The sequence below is a fragment of the Arthrobacter sp. Z1-15 genome, assembly GCF_054792395.1.
Genome location: NZ_CP096454.1, coordinates 2,529,593 through 2,547,196 on the forward strand (window position 1 = coordinate 2,529,593; position 17,604 = coordinate 2,547,196).

15 protein-coding genes and 2 tRNA genes are annotated in these 17,604 nt (G+C 65.3%); 13 read left to right on the plus strand and 4 right to left on the minus strand.

Going from position 1 to position 17,604, the window contains the following annotated elements:
* Positions 1-56 precede the first annotated feature (56 nt).
* Positions 57-2,105, plus strand: coding sequence for a beta-galactosidase (locus M1D40_RS11550; protein ID WP_461168914.1), 2,049 nt, complete (start codon positions 57-59; stop codon positions 2,103-2,105).
* A complete protein-coding gene (yicI, locus tag M1D40_RS11555; RefSeq protein ID WP_461168915.1) occupies positions 2,102-4,279 on the plus strand; it encodes an alpha-xylosidase in 2,178 nt (725 codons plus the stop codon). Before M1D40_RS11550 ends, yicI begins: the two co-directional genes overlap by 4 nt.
* 16 nt (positions 4,280-4,295) lie before the next feature.
* Here yicI and M1D40_RS11560 read toward each other — a convergent pair.
* Positions 4,296-4,368: transfer RNA gene (locus M1D40_RS11560), tRNA-Arg, on the minus strand.
* Between the two features lie 213 nt (positions 4,369-4,581).
* Here M1D40_RS11560 and M1D40_RS11565 point away from each other — a divergent pair.
* From M1D40_RS11565 to M1D40_RS11585, 5 genes are all read left to right on the plus strand, one after another.
* Positions 4,582-5,403, plus strand: a complete 822-nt coding sequence (locus tag M1D40_RS11565) for a DUF4397 domain-containing protein (protein WP_461168916.1) — start codon at positions 4,582-4,584, stop codon at positions 5,401-5,403.
* A 170-nt stretch (positions 5,404-5,573) separates the two neighbouring features.
* Complete coding sequence (locus tag M1D40_RS11570) at positions 5,574-6,260, plus strand: class F sortase (RefSeq protein ID WP_461168917.1); 687 nt, start codon at positions 5,574-5,576, stop codon at positions 6,258-6,260.
* Between the two features lie 80 nt (positions 6,261-6,340).
* The gene (locus tag M1D40_RS11575) at positions 6,341-6,910 is read left to right on the plus strand and encodes an RNA polymerase sigma factor (protein WP_341394856.1); all 570 of its coding nucleotides are present in this window, start codon (positions 6,341-6,343) and stop codon (positions 6,908-6,910) included.
* Positions 6,894-7,727 carry an anti-sigma factor gene (locus M1D40_RS11580; RefSeq protein ID WP_461171057.1) on the plus strand — a complete coding sequence of 278 codons (834 nt, stop codon included), beginning with the start codon at positions 6,894-6,896 and terminating at the stop codon, positions 7,725-7,727. The genes M1D40_RS11575 and M1D40_RS11580 overlap by 17 nt, the downstream gene beginning before the upstream one ends.
* Positions 7,728-7,829: 102 nt before the next feature.
* A complete protein-coding gene (locus M1D40_RS11585; protein WP_461168918.1) occupies positions 7,830-8,585 on the plus strand; it encodes a M50 family metallopeptidase in 756 nt (251 codons plus the stop codon).
* 25 nt (positions 8,586-8,610) lie between these two features.
* Here M1D40_RS11585 and M1D40_RS11590 read toward each other — a convergent pair whose 3' ends face one another.
* Positions 8,611-9,024, minus strand: coding sequence for a DUF3224 domain-containing protein (locus M1D40_RS11590; RefSeq protein ID WP_461168919.1), 414 nt, complete (start codon positions 9,022-9,024; stop codon positions 8,611-8,613).
* A 117-nt stretch (positions 9,025-9,141) separates the two neighbouring features.
* Here M1D40_RS11590 and M1D40_RS11595 point away from each other — a divergent pair, with 117 nt between their 5' ends.
* Positions 9,142-10,410, plus strand: a complete 1,269-nt coding sequence (locus M1D40_RS11595) for a glycosyltransferase 87 family protein (protein ID WP_461168920.1) — start codon at positions 9,142-9,144, stop codon at positions 10,408-10,410.
* Here the strand turns inward: M1D40_RS11595 and mptB are convergent.
* Positions 10,373-11,911: a polyprenol phosphomannose-dependent alpha 1,6 mannosyltransferase MptB gene (gene mptB, locus M1D40_RS11600; protein ID WP_341394852.1), complete on the minus strand. Its 1,539-nt coding sequence runs from the start codon at positions 11,909-11,911 to the stop codon at positions 10,373-10,375. The genes M1D40_RS11595 and mptB overlap by 38 nt on opposite strands.
* Before the next feature lie 438 nt (positions 11,912-12,349).
* Here mptB and M1D40_RS11605 point away from each other — a divergent pair, with 438 nt between their 5' ends.
* The 5 genes from M1D40_RS11605 to M1D40_RS11625 all read left to right on the plus strand — a co-directional run bounded on the left by M1D40_RS11605 (position 12,350) and on the right by M1D40_RS11625 (position 16,056).
* A complete protein-coding gene (locus M1D40_RS11605; protein ID WP_461168921.1) occupies positions 12,350-13,240 on the plus strand; it encodes a hypothetical protein in 891 nt (296 codons plus the stop codon).
* Between the two features lie 69 nt (positions 13,241-13,309).
* Positions 13,310-13,870 carry an oligoribonuclease gene (gene orn / locus M1D40_RS11610; RefSeq protein WP_461168922.1) on the plus strand — a complete coding sequence of 187 codons (561 nt, stop codon included), beginning with the start codon at positions 13,310-13,312 and terminating at the stop codon, positions 13,868-13,870.
* Between the two features lie 142 nt (positions 13,871-14,012).
* A tRNA-His gene (locus M1D40_RS11615) sits at positions 14,013-14,088 on the plus strand.
* Between the two features lie 195 nt (positions 14,089-14,283).
* Complete coding sequence (locus M1D40_RS11620; RefSeq protein ID WP_461168923.1) at positions 14,284-15,441, plus strand: acyl-CoA dehydrogenase family protein; 1,158 nt, start codon at positions 14,284-14,286, stop codon at positions 15,439-15,441.
* A gap of 42 nt (positions 15,442-15,483) precedes the next feature.
* Entirely contained in the window at positions 15,484-16,056 is a 573-nt protein-coding gene (locus tag M1D40_RS11625) for a peptide deformylase (RefSeq protein WP_461168924.1), read from the plus strand.
* A 107-nt stretch (positions 16,057-16,163) separates the two neighbouring features.
* Here the strand turns inward: M1D40_RS11625 and M1D40_RS11630 are convergent, their stop codons facing one another.
* The gene (locus M1D40_RS11630; protein WP_461168925.1) at positions 16,164-17,594 is read right to left on the minus strand and encodes a glyceraldehyde-3-phosphate dehydrogenase; all 1,431 of its coding nucleotides are present in this window, start codon (positions 17,592-17,594) and stop codon (positions 16,164-16,166) included.
* Between the last annotated feature and the right edge of the window lie 10 nt (positions 17,595-17,604).

A 17,604-nucleotide genomic window follows, 5' to 3' on the forward strand; every position in this document is an offset into this window, starting at 1 on the left:
AACGCTCCCAACGCCACCCAATCACGCAACATCACCAGAGGAGTCGAAAGGATTCGATGACATTTCCTCCCATTATCCGCGAGCAGGACGGCCTGCTCTTCGGCGCCGACTACAACCCGGAGCAGTGGCCGGAAGAGCTGTGGCCCGAGGACATCTCCCTGATGCAGGCTGCCGGCATCAATTTAGTCACCGTGGGCGTTTTCAGCTGGGCCCAGCTCGAACCGGAGGAGGGCCGCTGGAATTTCGGCTGGCTCGACCGGATCCTGGATCTGCTGCATGCCGGCGGCATCCGGGTGGACCTCGCAACCCCGACAGCTTCTCCCCCGCCCTGGCTCGGCCACCGTTATCCCGGCACCCTGCCCGAGGACGCGGACGGCCGCACCCTCTGGTACGGCTCCCGAAACCAGTTCAATCCTTCGTCGTCCGTGTACCGCAGGGCCGCCGCTGCGGTAACCGAAGCCCTGGCTGCACGTTATGCCTCCCATCCGGCCGTGGCCATGTGGCATGTGGGCAATGAACTGGGCCAGGTGAGCTTCGATGACGAGAGCGCGTCCTCCTTCCGCCGCTGGCTGCAGGAGCGGCACGGGTCCCTCGGGGAACTCAACCGGGCATGGGGCACCGCATTCTGGAGCCAGCGCTATTCCTCCTGGGAGGAAATCCTGCCTCCGCGCCGGGCCCCCTACATCGGCAATCCGGCCCAGGCCCTGGACTTCAAGCGGTTCACGTCGGATGAGCTGCTCTCCCTGTACCGCCTGCAGCGCGACATCATCCGCAGGCATGACCCGGGCAAGCCCGTCACCACTAACCTGATGGGTTTCTTTCCCGGCGCCGACTACTTTTCCTTTGCCAAGGAAATGGATGTAGTGGCCAATGACTGGTACACCGATCCAGCCGATCCCGGGTCACGGGAACTCGGTGCACTGACCCACGACCTCTGCCGGGGACTGAACGGAGGACGTCCGTGGCTCCTGCTTGAATCGGCAACGTCAGCGGTGAACTGGCGCCGTCACAATGTGCCCAAGCCGGCAGGGTCCCTCCGCCTTGATGCGCTCTCTGCAGTAGCCCGGGGCGCCGACGGCGTGTGCTTCTTCCAGTTCCGCCAGTCCGCCGCGGGTGCGGAACGCTTCCACTCCGCCGTTGTCCCCCTTGCCGGCCCGGACACCCGGGTGTACCGCGAGGCTGCGGCGCTTGGCCGGGCGCTGCAGGCCCTGGGACCGGTCTCCGGAACGGAGGTGCCGGCAAGCGTCGCCGTGCTCTTCGACTGGGACAGCTGGTGGGCGGCCGAGGAAAGCGCGCGCCCGTCTGAGCGGCTGCGGGTCATGGACCAGCTGAGGTCCTTCTACCGGCCCTTGTTCCGGCACGGGATAGCCGTGGAAGTGGTGCATCCCGAGTCGGATCTCAGCCGGTTCTCCCTGGTGCTCGCACCAAACCTCTTCCTGCTGAGAGCCGACCATGCCGAAGCGATTGACCGGTATGTCAGAAACGGGGGTTCCCTGCTCGTGGGTCCGTTCAGCGCGGTCGCTGACGAGAACGCCCGCCTCGCCACGGGCCGGTTCCCTGCCGTCCTGCACAAGTGCCTGGGCGTCAGCGGCGAGGAATGGGTTCCCCTGGGCGAGCCGGCCGGCATCGGTTTTACGGATCCCGCCGTCCCGGACGGAACTGCGGACTTCTGGGCCGAGGACCTGCAGCTGGACGGGGCCCGCGCACTCGCGTCCTTTACCAGCGGTCCGGCGGCCGGAAAACCGGCGCTCACGCACCACAGCCGGGGCAGCGGCCAGGCCTGGTACCTGGGGGCAGACCTGGACGAGTCAGCCCTTTCGTACGTGGTGATGGAAGCAGTCCGTGCTGCGGGCATCACTCCCCCTTTTCCCGACGGCCTGCCCGACGGCGTCGAGGCGGTAACCCGCGGACAGTGGCTGTTCCTGCTCAACCACGGCGGCGGGACGCACGAGGTCCGGGTTTCATCCTCCGGCATGGACGTACTGACCGGGCTGCCCGCGGGACCTGACCTTCGGCTGGAACCGTACGGGGCTTTTGTACTGGATCTGAAGAGCCCGGCCACCCTTGAAAACAACGACACACGAGCACGCGAGGAACACACATGAAATTCACTGACGGCTACTGGCTCCCCCGCGAGGGCATGAGTGTCCTGCGGCCCCGCGATGTCTCTGCGGTGGAAGCCGACGGCGACCGGCTGGTGGTGTATGCCCCGACGCGGAAAATCAACGGGCGCGGAGATGCACTGAACTGTCCGCAAATCACCGTCACCTTCGAATCGCCCCTTGAAGATGTCATTGGAGTAACCATTGAACACTTCCAGGGCGGGCTGCACCGCGGTCCCGACTTCGAGATCCGCGCCGCACAGCCCCAGGTGCGCATTGACCGCGGGGACTCCGGCGTAACGTTCACCTCGGGACGGCTCTCCGCGGCGATCAGCACCGCCGGAGACTGGCAGGTGGACTTTTCCGCCGACGACCGCCTGCTGACATCGTCGGTGCCCCGCAGTATCGGCGTCGTCACGGACCAGGACGGCCGCACCTTTGTGCACGAGCAGCTGAGCCTGGGCGTGGGCACCAACGTCTATGGTCTCGGGGAGCGCTTCGGTGCCTTCGTCAAGAACGGTCAGTCCATCGATGTCTGGAACGAAGACGGCGGAACTTCGAGTGAGCTGGCGTACAAGAATGTGCCCTTCTATCTCACCAACGACGGCTACGGGGTGTTCGTCAACCAGCCGGAAAGGGTCTCCTTCGAGATTGGCTCCGAGGTGGTCTCCCGTACGCAGTTCAGCGTCGAGGGCCAGCGGCTGCAGTACTTCCTGATTTACGGCCCCACGCCCAAGGACATCCTGCGCCGGTACACGGAACTCACCGGGCGGCCCGCACGGCTGCCGGCGTGGTCCTACGGGTTGTGGCTGTCCACCTCTTTCACAACGGATTACGACGAGAAAACGGTCATGTCCTTCATCGACGGCATGGAGGAGCGCAATCTTCCGCTTTCAGTCTTCCACTTTGATTGCCATTGGATGCGGGCCTTCCACTGGAGCGACTTCGTGTGGGATCCGGCCACTTTCCCGGACCCCGAAGGAATGATCCGCCGCCTTCATGACCGCGGGCTGAAGGTCTGCGTCTGGATCAACCCCTACATCGCCCAGCGGTCCCGTCTCTTTGAAGAAGGCAGGGAAAAGGGCTTTCTGGTCAAGCGTGCGGACGGTTCCCTCTGGCAGTGGGACATGTGGCAGGCCGGCATGGCGCTGGTTGACTTCACCAACCCCGATGCCGTGCTCTGGTTCCAGGACCAGCTCCGGCACCTGCTGGGCCAGGGCGTGGATTCCTTCAAAACCGACTTCGGCGAGCGCATCCCCACCGATGTGGTCTGGCATGACGGCTCGGATCCGCAGCGCATGCACAACTACTACGCCCAGCTCTACAACCAGAGCGTGTTCGATCTGCTCACCAAGGAACTGGGGGAAGGAGAGGCAGTACTCTTCGCCCGCTCCGCGACGGCCGGTGGACAGAAAATGCCGGTGCACTGGGGCGGGGACTGTGAATCCACGTTTACCGCAATGTCGGAATCACTGCGCGGAGGCCTCTCGCTGTCGTCGTCCGGCTTCGGGTTCTGGAGCCATGACATCGGGGGCTTTGAAGGAACGCCGGAACCGGAGCTGTTCAAACGGTGGATTGCCTTCGGCCTGCTGTCATCGCATTCCCGGCTGCACGGCTCCAATTCCTATCGGGTCCCGTGGCTGGTGGATGACGAATCCAGCGATGTCCTGCGCCATTTCACCCGGCTGAAGATGCGGCTGATGCCCTATCTGCTGAACGCTGCGGAAACGGCCCACACCGCCGGAACCCCGGTCATGCGGCCGATGTTCCTGGAGTTCCCGGACGATCCCGGCTGCGCCCAGCTGGACCGGCAGTACATGCTGGGCCCGGACCTGCTGGTGGCGCCGGTCTTCAGCGCCGGCGGCACCGTCTCTTTCTACCTGCCCGACGGCGTCTGGACGCACCTCGAATCCGGAGAACAGATAGCGGGCGGCCGGTGGCACACGCGCACCTTCTCGGTTCTTGACGCGGCCCTGTTTGTGCGGCCGGGGACGGTGCTGCCGCTGGGAACAGTCACGGACCGGCCGGAGTACGAGTGGGCTGAGGATGTGGAGTTCCGCGCCTTCCAGGTAACGGACGGACAACACCCGGACCTCGTGCTGCCGGCAGCCAACGGCGGCACTGTCCGCTTTGCCCTCACGGTTACGGACGGGGCGGTGACCGCCGAGGCGTACTGAGGGCCGGCGCCGGCAGTCCCCCCGGCGCGACTCGAACGCGCAACCTACGGATTAGAAGGCCGTTGCTCTATCCATTGAGCTACGGGGGGCAACCAGTCGATAGTACTACGGGCCCGGTCAGGCCAGGGAACCGGCGCATGGCGCACGGGGCCTGTCCGGGCGGGACGAATGTTGTGCAAGGTGCCCGCGGACAAATATTTTCGCCGCAGCTGCATCCAAACCCGGGCCGCCGGAAGTAGAGGGGGTGTAAGCAACACCACATTTTCACCGGCCGGTGGAGATGCGACCAGCAAGGAGACATCATGCGCAAGACCGTCACCGCCCTCGCAGCAGCTGCAGGCTTGACCGCCGGAGTCGGGTTCCTCACCCCCGCGGCAGCCGCAGACACGGCCCAGCTCTCCGTCCTTCACGCCGTGCCTGACACCACGGTTGATGTGTACGTCAACGGAGCACTGACCCTGGACGATTTCACGCCCGGAACGCTCGCCGGACCGCTTGACCTGCCGGCGGGCAGCTACGAGCTGGCCATCACCGCTCCGGACGCCGCGGATGCCTCCGCACCGATCATCGGCCCGGTCACCGTGGAAATGGCTGCAGGAGGCAACTACACCGCCGTGGCGAATCTCGATGCCGCCGGTGCACCCACCGCAAACTTCTACACCAACGACCTCTCCACCGTGGCTCCGGGCAAGTCGCACCTGACGGTGCGGCACACTGCGGCGGCTCCCGCCGTCGACGTCCTGGCCGGGGGCACACCGGTGATCACCGGACTGGAGAACCCCGGCGAGGAGACTCTTGCTGTCGACGCCGGCACCGTGTCCGCCTCGGTGGCGGCAGCGGGAACCACCGAGCCGGTTATCGGCCCGGCCGATCTCACCCTGCCGGAAGGCACCCATACCTTCGTTTACGCGTGGGGCTCGCTCGAGGCCGGAAACCTCGCGCTGGCCACCCATACCATCGAAGGCATGGAATCGGCACCGAATGCCGTGCCCGGCGCCCTGGTTTCCTCACAGGAGGACAACGGGCAGGTACTGGCAGCCGGAGCCGGTCTTGCGGTAATGCTCCTGACCGGTGCTGCGGTAGCGGTGCGCCGCAACAGCGCCGCCGCCGCTTCCCGCCGGTAGGTCCGGACTAAGTCCGTACCCCGGTCCGGACTAAGTCCGTACCCCGGCCCGAATCCCGTGCCGGACTCACCGGCAGCGGGGCCGCCTTCCCGAGCACCTGCTCCGAAGGGCGGCCCCGCTGCGCCGGCGAACTGCAAAATCCAAACTGCACTACCTGAAAGGCCCACCGCATGTTCCGCCCAGCCCCTGCCCGCCGCCTGCTGGCCGCCGCTGTTGTGGCGGGCGCCCTGGTCACCGGTTCCGCTGCCTGCGGGCAGGAAAACGGGAACGGATCCGTTCCGCCCGGCGCCGTCGGTCCCGCAGCCACTTCCGCCGTCCCCGCCCCGTCTCCGGCAGCTGCCGTCCCCGGCCCCGCTCCGGATCCCGCTGCCATCCCCCTCCGTCCCGCAGTACAGGAAGCCGCCGCCGTCATTCCACAACCGGTGCGGGTCCAGGTCGAGGGAACCGGAATCGACCTTGAAGTGATTCCGGAAGGAGTCGAAGCCAACGGCGCGATGGCTCTGCCGGACAACCACTATCAGGCGGCCTGGTACCGCTACGGTCCGGCCCCGGGCGCCGGGGAAGGTTCCAGCGTGCTGGCCGCCCACGTGGATTCGCGCACCGAAAAGCTGCCGATTGCCCGGCTCAAGGATGTAACCCCGGGAACTGTCCTGACCGTTACCCGGGAGGACGGCTCCGTCCTGCGGTATGCAACGGAAGGGGTGGAGAACATCGCCAAGAGAAGTTTGGACGGGCACCGCCTGTTCGACCGCACGGGATCACCGCGGCTAAAACTCGTCACCTGCGGCGGGGAATGGCTGGAGGCGCAGGACGACTACGAAGATAACGTCGTCCTGACGGCGGCACCGCTATCATAGGGAAAACTGCCGACCCGGCGGGCGGGCCTGCCGGCCGCGCCCTCACCGGCCGGCGCCCCGAGATGAGGAGACCGCACCCGATGCCACCCGGTTCCGTGGAGCAGGACACGGTCCTTGACCGTGACTTCGCTGCGGGCAGCGAGACGGCCCTCGCGGAGGCGTACCGGCGGTTTGCTCCCCTGATCCGGTCGCTGGCTCTGCGGCGGCTGTTTGATCCGGCTGCCGCAGACGACGTCGTACAGGAAGTCTTCATCCGGGCCTGGAAATACCGGGCGAGCTATGCTCCGGAACAGTCCGGTCTGTTGTCCTGGCTGGTCGGGATCACCCGCAATGTCGCGTCCGGGATGGGTGCCTCCCGCGGCCGCGAAGTGAGTGTCTGGGAAACCGCCGCTTCCCAGCGGAGGGATGAGGCCGACGACGGCGCGGGCAATCCCGACCGGGTCGCCGACAGGGTGGTAATCGAGGCGGAACTCGACCGGCTCGGTGAACCGCAGGGGTCAATCCTCCGGCTGGCTTTCCACGATGACCTGACCCACCAACAGATTGCCGACCGGCTCGAAATGCCGCTCGGAACCGTTAAAAGCCATATACGCCGAAGCCTCGTTCACCTGAGGCAAAGATTGGAGGTAAGTGATGCAGCACCTGCATGATGACGCGCTCACTCTCCTGGCGTTGGGCGAAACAGCCACCGATGAAGAAGCCGCCCATTTGGAGCAGTGTCCCCGCTGCCGTGCGGACCTCGGATCCTTTTCCCGGGTTGTCACTGCCGCCCGGCGGGCAGGCGCCGGGGAGTACGACGACGCCGGGCCGGCGGGCACCGCCGCTCCGGAGCGGAGCAGCCCTGCTTCTCGCCTGCCGGCTCCCGCCCCGTCGGTCTGGGCGGGCATCCACCGCGAACTGAACCTGGGCGATGACGTTCGGCAGGACCCGCTGACAGCAGGCGCTCCCGCCACCCCCGCAGCTGCAACTTCATCTGCAGCCGATAAGCACGCTGCCTCCGGCGCTTCGGTGGTCTCCCTTGCGGCTGCCCGCCGCAGGAGGACCCGAACCTGGCTGGCCGCCGCGGCAGCCGCCGTCGTTGTCGCCGGAGCCGGTACATGGGGAGCGCTGCGCGCCGTGGATCCGGTTCCCGGCCCGGAGCTGGTGGCGTCGGCGGAGCTGGCTCCCCTGGCGTCATACTCGGATACCGGGAACGCCGTCATCGATCAGCTGCCGGACGGCAGCCGTGAACTCGTGGTGAGATCCAGCAGCGATGCCGCCCAAGGGTTCCGTGAGGTGTGGCTTTTGGCCCCGGATGCAGCGTCCATGGTCAGCCTCGGCACAATGGAAGGTACCGAGGCACGCTTTGAGCTGCCCGCGGACCTGGATCTGAGCCGGTATCCCGTTGTGGATATTTCCGACGAGCCGTACGACGGCGATCCCGCGCACTCAGGCGACTCGATCCTGCGCGGACAGCTGGATCTGTGACCCCGGCAGGTGCCCCGCCCCGCGGCGTCGATTGCGGCATCGATTGTCTAGACGATTTAGCGCTTTAGTGGAATTTGGTTATTTAGTGAACGTGGTTTCGTAGTGGACGCCGGCAGTGTCGGCGCCGTCATATCGCAGTGGTGGTCCAAGGTCCTCGAGGGTTTTTCGCGCGGCACTCCTGTGGAGACCTCCTGGCCTGTCTTGCTGCTGATTGCACTCGCAGCCGCCGCACTTACCGTTCCGCGGCCCGTGTGGCGGTGGTTCGGGCTCTTCGTCACCTTTGTCCATGAGCTCGGGCACGCATTTGCCGCGCTCACGACGGGGCAGGTGGTAAAAGGGATCCAGCTCAGGTTTGATCATTCCGGGCAGATGCGCAGCATGGGGCGCAGCCGGTTTGCTGCGGCGTGGACGGGTTTCTGGGGTTATCCCGTTCCGGCTGTGACCGGCGCCGTCCTGGTGTGGGCGGCCTTCTCCGGCTGGGCCGGAGCCGCACTGTCCGCCGGGGCGCTGGTTCTGCTGGCGGCACTGCTCTTCATCCGCAATCTGCAGGGACTCGTTATCGCCTGCGGCTGTGCCGCCGTTTCGGTGCTGCTGGTGTGGTTCGCGTCGCCCGTTGCCGTCTCATGGACCACGCTGGCGGTGGGAACAGCGCTGCTCGCCGGGGCGGTCCGGGACTGGCTGAAGGTCCTGGGCGTGCATACCCGGCGCCGGCGTTCCCTGCAGAGCTCCGACGCCTACATCCTGTACCAGCGGACGGGTGTTCCGTCGGGGCTGTGGCTGGCAGCCTTTGCCGCGGTCATTGCGGCGTCTGTGGCTGCTGCCCTTTGGCTGGCATTTCCCGCCGGGCGGGGCGCCTGAGCCGGCGGATCAGTCTTCCGGCAGATCAGTCTTCCGGCAGGGTCACGCGCAGTTCGAGCCGGTGCTGTCCGTCGGGTTCCTGCGTGAAAATCGCTTTGCCGGAAATCCCGGCAAGTCCGTCGGTGCCGGAGCCTGGAATGATGTGGCCGGAGCTCGCGGTAGCCATTCCTTCGGCCACGCCCCAGTGCTGGATGACCATGGTCCCCTCCCGTCCGGCGATTGAACCGGCGAACACCTCGGAGCAGACATACCCTGCACCAACGGCATTTCCAGCCATGATGAGGTCCGCGACGCTGGTGCCGACGATGTCCCCCTCGAAGATTTTTATGGCGCGGACGGTGGAAAGTTCACTGTTGGTCCCTTCCACTTGATAGGGGGTCGGTTCCCATTCCGAGACATCAAAATCTGCCGTGATTACGTGTTCTGTTCCGTCGGTCATTTCACCAGTATCCCGTGTCCGACGGCGGATTGCATGCCGCGGCACGGCCGCCGGTAGCCTTATCGCTGTGTCCGAACGGGGCACAGCACCTGCATTACCTAAGGAGAACCACCCGGAATGTCGCAGAAACTGGCCCCTTTGCAGGAGCGCTTCATGCGCCGGAAATCGTTATGGATTTGCTTCGCTCTGGTCCATCTGGTGTTCTTCGCGGCACTGTCATCGCTTATTTTCTCCGGCGGGGTCCTGAGCGACATCAACTTCTACCGGCAGTGGGCTTTTGAGGGGATTAACGACGGCGTCTGGCAGGGAATCAGCAATGACTGGGTTTACCCGATCGGGGCCCTCGTTCCCATGCTGCTGGCTGCGGTGCTGGGCTGGGGCCCGTACCAGCTCGTCTGGTTCCTTCTCTTCACAGCACTGAACGGTGCCGCCGTCGCCGTCATGAGCAAGCCGGGCACCCCGGCCCGGTACGCCGCGTCCTACTGGTGGCTGGTTGTCACCGGGCTGCTGGGGCCGGTGGCGGTGGGCCGGATCGACGGGCTCACTGCGCCCCTGGTCATCGTCGCCTTGCTCCTGCTGGCCAGCCGCCCTGTGATCGCCTCCGCCCTGCTGGCCTTCGCCACGTGGATGAAGGTCTGGCCGGCCGCCGTCATCCTGGCGGTCCTGGTCACCTGGCGCCGCCGCGCCACCCTGCTGCTGACAGGTGCAGCGGTGTCGGCGGTCATGGCCGGAATCGTCGTTGCCGGCGGAGGCCTCTCCCATCTGCTGTCATTCGTCGGCGCCCAGGGCGCGCGCGGAATGCAGATGGAAGCTCCGTTCACGACGCCGGGCCTGTGGCAGGCGATCCTGGGCGGATCCGATGCCTTTATCTTCGAGGACAAGCTCATCAATACGCGCGAAGTCCGCGGCGCCCTCGGCGAGCCGGTGGCCGCGCTGATGATGCCGCTGCTGGCGCTGGCGGCCCTCGCCGTCGTCGTCCTGCTGTTCTGGGCGATGCGCCGGGGCGCCGACGCCGGGCAGCTGCTGATTGCCGGGTCGCTGGCCCTGGTTTCGGCGTTCATCGTTTTCAACAAGGTGGGCTCGCCGCAGTTCATGCTGTGGCTCGGTGCCGTGGTTGCTGTCGGCGTGGCGTGGGAGGGCCGCAGCTGGCTGGTTCCGGCAATCCTGATGCTGGTGATTGCGCCGCTGACCACCCTGGTGTACCCGATGTTCTATGCCGCCCTGTACAACGACCTGAACGTGGTTGTTGCCCTGCTGCTGACGGTCCGCAACATCCTGCTGCTGGTGCTTTTTGCCTGGTCGCTGCAGCGGATTGTGCGCCTGACGAAGGCCGGCGGCAGCGCCCGCCTCAGCGCACCCGGAGTTCGCCCGGAGACGGCTCCGTAAGCTTCTTGCGGAACAGGACCTTCGTCTTGGGGTCAAGGAAAATCAGGTACATCGCAAAGCCCAGTGCCGTCACGGCAGCAATCTGCCGGGCGGCGCTGAGGCTGAAGTCAAAGTAGGGCCAGATATCCAGCTGGTCGCTGATCGCGTAGACCATGAAGAACGAGACGACCAGGTACAGCGTCTTGACCTGCCAGTCGTTGCGGATACCGGTGACGGCGAACAGCGGAATCAGCCACACCACGTACCAGGACTGGATCATCGGCGCGAGGAGGACGACGGCGGCAAACGCCAGCGTCAGGCGGCGCACCAGCTTGCTGTACTCGCCCACGAACATCTGCCAGAGCACGATGATGATCGAGGTGACGCGGCCCAGCGTGTGCACGATGTCCGCAAACGTCCAGCCGGGAAGGCCCAGGGCGTTGCCCAGCGTGGCGACGAGCATGCCGAGGAACCCGATGGGGGCATACCAGATCCACACGCTGCCCGGGGTGCTCAGCGCACCTACCCAGCCGAAGCCGAATCCGTTGATGATGCCCATGATCCACAGGAGGCCCAGGGCGATCCCGGCGGTCATGAACCAGTAGAGGAACTTGCGCGGCCAGGAGGCCCCCTTGCCGGCCCACATGAGGCCTACGAAGGGCAGCAGAATCAGTGTGATCGGCTTGATGCCCACGGAGAGCGTAATGAGCAGGATGCCCGGAATCGCGCGCTTGGTGGCGGCCAGGTACAAACCGGCCAGTGCCAGCCCGATCATCAGTGCGTCATTGTGGATGCTGGCAATGAAGGTGGTCAGGAACAGCGGGTTGGCTGCGGTGAGCCACAGGGCGCGGTTGGGATTAATGTTGTGCAGTTCGGCGAGTTTGGGCACGTAGTACACGCACAGTGCCACCCCGATCAGGGAAATCAGCCGGAAGAGCAGGATGGAGTATTCGGGCTGGCCGTCCGTGACCCGGATGACCAGTTCCTCCATCCACAGAAAGACCGGACCGTACGGCGTCGGGCTCTGTGCCCAGAGGTCGTCGGCGCCGATCTGCAGGTAGTTGGAAATCTGCGAATAGCCGTCCTTGTACGGGTTCAACCCGCTGACCATGACCAGCCCCTGCGCAATGTAGGCAAAGACGTCGCGGCTGAAGAGCGGCAGGGCGACGCACATGGGGGCCGCCCACGCAATGATCGCTTTCAGCACCACCGGCCGGCTTTCCGGCCCCCAGGACGTGATGCGCTGGCCCAGTCGCAGCCATGACCTAACGAGGAGCATGCCGCCCAGCGCCAGCAGGAAGACCGAGAGCACTGAGCCCTCGGGTTCAAAGCGCAGCCACATGATGACCGGATTGCGGCGCAGGTCGTAGGAGGCCAGTGACAGCCACCCGACTCCAAGCGAACCTGCGAGCATCATGAGGGAACCAACAAGCCCCTGGATAATCGCGACGTTGGGGTTCTGGGCTTTCGCTGACTCCGTACCCGGAGGCGAAGGCTCGGTCGCGGGGACCTGGGCGGCCATCTGCGTGGTTCCAATCTTTGGTTTCGTACAGTTGCCCGACGGCGTGGCGGCACGGGCCGGGTTACGGCGCAGCCGAATTCACGAGCTGCGGCACGCAGCGGCGACGACCGTCAGTTAGCCCAAATATTAGCACCGCAGGCAGCCCGCGGCCTGGACGGCGGCAGGGACCGCACGGACGCGCCGAAGCCGGAGCACGGGGATGCGGGGAGCGTCACATAGACTGAAATCGGTTTGGATCATCAAGGCAAGGCGGTATGGGCTGTGGGGCGCCACCGGGCAGACAGTGAAGACAGACAACGGCACGACGACGGGCCGCGCCTTACGGCGCCGCAACCGTCCCCGCTGACGGACAACGCGGCGGCAGACGGAGCCGGAGAAGTTTCCGGAGGAGTTTCCGGAGAAGTTTCCGGAGACAGCGTCAAAGAAGCCGTTCCGGCCGTGGCCGAGCCTGAGCTGCGGCCGCGCCGGAATTCCGGAGGACGCGCAGCGCCGGCAGGTGCAAAACTCCAGGCGCCAAAGCCGTCCCCCAGGAACACCGATCTGCTCGGCTGGGGCCTTTTCCTTGCTGTCACGGCAGCCGGGACCATGATCTGGGCCGGCATCGCCTGGCCGGTTACCGCAGCCTGCGGGTTCCTGCTCCTGCTCTCCTTCGCGGCTGTCTGGTACGTCTCGTCCTCTTCCCCTGCTTCGGCAAAAACACCGGACACGCCGACTGTCTCCCGGGAGTCCTCCCCTGAACCCGCCGGCGAGGCACCCTCGGCTGCGGTCCCCGCGGCTGCGCTCACCCCGGCTGTAATCTCCCCCGCTGCCGTCTCCCCCGCATCAGTCTCCCCCGCATCCGCCAGTACAGCAGCGCCAATGACCCGCAAGCAGATGCGTGCAGCCGACCCCACAACCGGGGTCCTGCCGGTGGTTTCCGTCTTCGCACGCAAACCCGCTGCGGCCTCCGGAGCGGCTCCGGCCCGGACAACTTCCTCGCCGCCCGAGGTCTCTGCCGTTCCGCAGGCCCCTGCAGGTCAGGTCCTGCAGGGCATCGACACCGGAACCGCCCTGCCCGAAAGCCGCCGGGCACGCCGCGCGGCAGGCGCCGGCGCGGGTTCCGGCACGGGTTCCGGTGCGGGCACCGGCACCGCAGCCGACAGCAGCATGCCCGAGGGCGCCGTGGAAAGCCGGTGGACCCGGGTCTTCGGCCCTCCCGAGACAGGCCAGTTCCCGGTTCAGCGATATGTCGCCGCCGCCTCCGCCGTCGACACCGCCGGCACCGCCGGCACATCCGGCACATCCGGCACATCCTCAGAGCGGCAGCAGCACAGCCACTCAAGCCTCTGAGCTGAACCCAAGCGGTACATTGGTTCTGTGCCAATAACTAATGAACGCATTGTATGGATCGACTGTGAAATGACCGGCCTGGACATCAAGAATGATGCCCTGATCGAGGTTGCGGTCCTGGTGACCGACTCCGAGCTGAATATCCTCGGTGACGGCGTGGACGTGGTGATCCGCCCCGATGATGCCGCGCTGGCCCAGATGGGCGACTTCGTGCGGAACATGCATACCGCTTCGAAGCTGCTGGACGAACTGCCGCACGGCATGTCCATGGCGGAGGCTGAAGCCCAGGTCATCGAATACATCACCAAGTGGGTCCCGGAGCCCAAGAAGGCCCAGCTCGCCGGAAACTCGGTGGGCACGGACAAAATGTTCCTGGCCCGCGATATGCCCGAGGTCATTGACTACCTGCACTACCGCATCATTGATGTCTCCACCATCAAGGAGCTGGCACGCCGCTGGTACCCCCGTGCGTACTTCCAGGCCCCTGCCAAGACGGGCAACCACCGTGCGCTGGGCGACATCGTGGACTCCATTAACGAGCTGCGCTACTACCGCGAGGCCGTTTTCGTTCCCGCACCGGGCCCGGATTCAGCCACGGCCAAGAAGATTGCGGAGGGCATGAAAGGTTAGCTCGGTCACATTCGGGCCCCTCGAACCGAAGTTGGTCAGGACCACCCGAAAAACCGTGTAAGCTTGATTCCGCTGCCTCAGATAAATGAGTTCGCAAAGACCACTCGCCTGGACTTTGCGAATATGTTATCCGAGGCACATGGTGGGTATAGCTCAGTTGGCAGAGCGCCTGGTTGTGGTCCAGGAGGTCGCGGGTTCAACCCCCGTTACTCACCCCAATGAGGTTGGCAGGTCCAGCTTCCCAAAGGCCGCTCCGGATAATTCGGGGCGGCCTTTGCTGTGTTTGACTTGTAACCGGTGCTGTTCAGGCCTGCGTATGTTCAGGCTTGCGTGGATACCCGCAGCGCAAACAGAGCCACTGAGACACCCCAGCCACTAAACGTTGTGTGGCCAGCAAATGAGGAGACGCCGCCGTGGAGCGCAGACTGTTCGAAGAAGACCATGAGCTTTTCCGCGACCTCGCCCGGGAGTTCAACTCCCGCGAGGTTGCTCCCGGGTATCCGCAGTGGGACGCCGAGCACATGATGCCCCGGCAGCTGTGGAAGGCCGCCGGCGAACAGGGCCTGCTGGGCCTTGCGGTTCCGGAGGAATTCGGCGGCGCGGGCATGCCCGATTACCGTTTCCGCGCCGTCCTGGACGAGGAATTCGCCAAGGCCAACCATCTCGCCGTCGGCCTGGCCTTCCACCTGCACGATGACATGGTCCTCCCCCACCTGCTGGCCTACGGCTCCGATGACCTGAAGCACCGTTTCCTGCCGGACATGGTCAGCGGCGACAAAGTCACCTCCGTGGCCTGGACCGAACCGGGCGCCGGCAGCGACCTGCGCGGCATCCGCACCAAGGCAGTGTGCGACGACGACGGCGGATGGCGCCTGAGCGGCCAGAAGACTTTTATCGGCAACGGCATCAGCGGCGACGCTTCGCTGGTCCTGGCCCGTACGGACGGAAGCTCCGGCCGCGGCGGGAGGGACTCTTTCAGCATGTTCATGGTGGAAAAGACCGAGGGGTACTCCACCGGCGGCCAGCTGGACAAGATGGGCCTGAAGGCCTCCGACACCGCCGAGCTCTTTTTCGACAACGTCCACGTCCCCGAGGGCAACCTGGTGGGCGAAGTGGGCCGGGGCCTGGAGTACGCCGCAGGCCAGCTCCCGCAGGGCCGCCTGGCCATCGCCGTCGCCTCCTCCGCCGTCGCCCGGCAGATCTACGAAGCCACAGTGCAGTACACCAAGGAACGCAACGCCTTCGGTGAACGCATTGCCGACTTCCAGAACAGCAGGTTTGTCCTGGCCGACATCCTCACCGAGGTCGAGGTGACCGAGGCCTACGTGGACTCGGCCATTCTGGCGTTCAACGAGGGCAAGCTGGACGCCGTTTCCGCTGCCAAGGCCAAGCTGTGGGCCAGCGAACGCGTCAAGTCCATCACCGACCGCTGTCTGCAGCTGCACGGCGGTTACGGCTACATCCTGGAGTACCCGGTGGCCCAGGCGTTTCTCGCCGCCCGGCTGTTGACCATTTTCGGCGGTACCTCCGAAATTATGCGCGAAGTCATCGGCCGGCAGATCACCGCCTAGCTGACTGCGCCCAACTCCATCCGTCCTAGAGAAAGACCAGCAATGACCGTCCGTCCCATAGTCATCCACGGTGAACCCGTACTGCACCGCCGGGCCCTCCCGGTGGAAAAGTTCGACGACGAACTGCGCACTCTCGTGGCCGACATGTACGAAACCATGGATGTGGCGAACGGCGTGGGGCTGGCAGCCACGCAGGTTGGCGTGGGACTGCGGCTGTTCACCTTTGCGTACCAGAACGACGACGACGCACCGGACCGCGGCGTCGTCGTCAATCCCGTCCTCATCACTTCCAAGGTGCCCGGTTCCGCCCCGGATCCGGAAGAAGACGCTGAAGGCTGCCTCTCGGTGCCCGGGGAGAACTTCCCCGTCAACCGGGCCGAGTGGGTCAAGATTTCCGGTTCTGACGAGTTCGGGAAGCCGCTGGAATTCGAGGCCACCGGCTGGTTCGCCCGCGTCCTGCAGCACGAGTACGACCACCTGGACGGCAAGCTCTACGTGGACAAGCTCAACGACCGGTGGAGCCGCAAGGCCCGCAAGGCGATCAAAGCCAACGGCTGGAACGTTCCGGGACTGACCTGGATGCCGGGCGTGGACCCCGATCCGTTCGGCCACTAGACAGCAGCTCAGGCAAGCACCGGCACCTCACAGCCGGTAAGAGGCCACAACGGCAGAAGGTGCGCTCCCCCACCGGGAAGCGCACCTTCTGTCGTAACAGCCCCCGCTTAGAGCGAGGCCGCCAGTTCCTCAACCCGCGGGAAGGCCGGCGGGTTCACATGCGCCATTTCCTCCAGCACACGGATGACCTGGCAGCTGTAGCCGAACTCGTTGTCGTACCAAACATAGAGAACGGCGTTCTTGCCGTTGGAGATCGTGGCCAGGCCGTCCACGATGCCTGCGCGCTTGGAACCAACGAAGTCGGTGGAGACAACCTCGGGCGAATCGATGTAGTCGATCTGCTTGTGCAGGTCCGAGTTCAGCGACGTTTCCCGCAGGAAGGCGTTGATTTCTTCCTTGGTGGTGGACGTCTCGAAGTTCAGGTTCAGGATCGCCATCGACACGTCGGGGGTGGGCACCCGGATGGCGTTGCCGCTGAGCTTGCCCGCCAGTTCCGGAAGCGCCTTGGCCACGGCCTTGGCGGCACCGGTTTCGGTGATGACCATGTTCAGTGCGGCGGAACGGCCGCGTCGGTCACCCTTGTGGAAGTTGTCAATGAGGTTCTGGTCATTCGTGAACGAGTGCACCGTCTCCACATGCCCGTGGATAATCCCGTACTTGTCGTTGAGGACTTTCAGCACCGGGGTGATGGCGTTGGTGGTGCAGGAAGCCGCGGTGACGATTTTGTCGTCGTCGCTGATGGCTTCGTGGTTGATCCCGTGCACGATGTTCTTCAGGTTGCCCTTGCCCGGAGCCGTGAGCAGCACGCGGGCCACACCCTTTGCGGCCAGGTGCTGGGACAGTCCTTCTTCGTCGCGCCAGCGGCCGGTGTTGTCCACGACGACGGCGTTGTTGATGCCGTAGGCCGTGTAGTCCACGCTGGCGGGATCGTTGGAGTAAATGACCTGGATCAGGGTGCCGTTGGCGAGGATGGTGTTGTTTTCCTCGTCCACGGTGATGGTTCCGTCGAACGCACCGTGCACGGAGTCGCGGCGCAGCAGCGACGCGCGCTTGACCAGGTCGTTGTCGGAGCCCCGGCGCACCACAATGGCGCGCAGGCGGAGTCCCTGTCCGCCGCCGGCGTGGTCAATGAGGATGCGGGCGAGCAGCCTTCCGATCCGGCCGAAGCCGTAGAGGACGACGTCGGTGCTGGTGCGGTCGTCGGCGCCGTGCTTCCCGGCCACCCCGGCCAGCTCCGCGCGGAGGAATTGGACGAGGTCGGTTCCGTTGCCCTCGGACTTGTACTTCAGGCTCAGGCGGGCCAGGTCAATGGACGCCGCACCGAGTTCGAGCTCCGCCAGTGCCTGTAGCAGAGGGAAGGTGTCGGAGACGGGCAGCTCCACTTCGTCAATCTGCCGCGCGAAGCGGTGCGCCTTGAGGATATCGATGACGGACCGGTTGACCAGCGGCCGGCCGTAGACCGAAGTGACCACGCTGTTTTCCCGGTACAGCCGCCCGATCAGCGGAATCATTGCCTCGGCAATGGCCTCACGGTCCATCCACGTATCA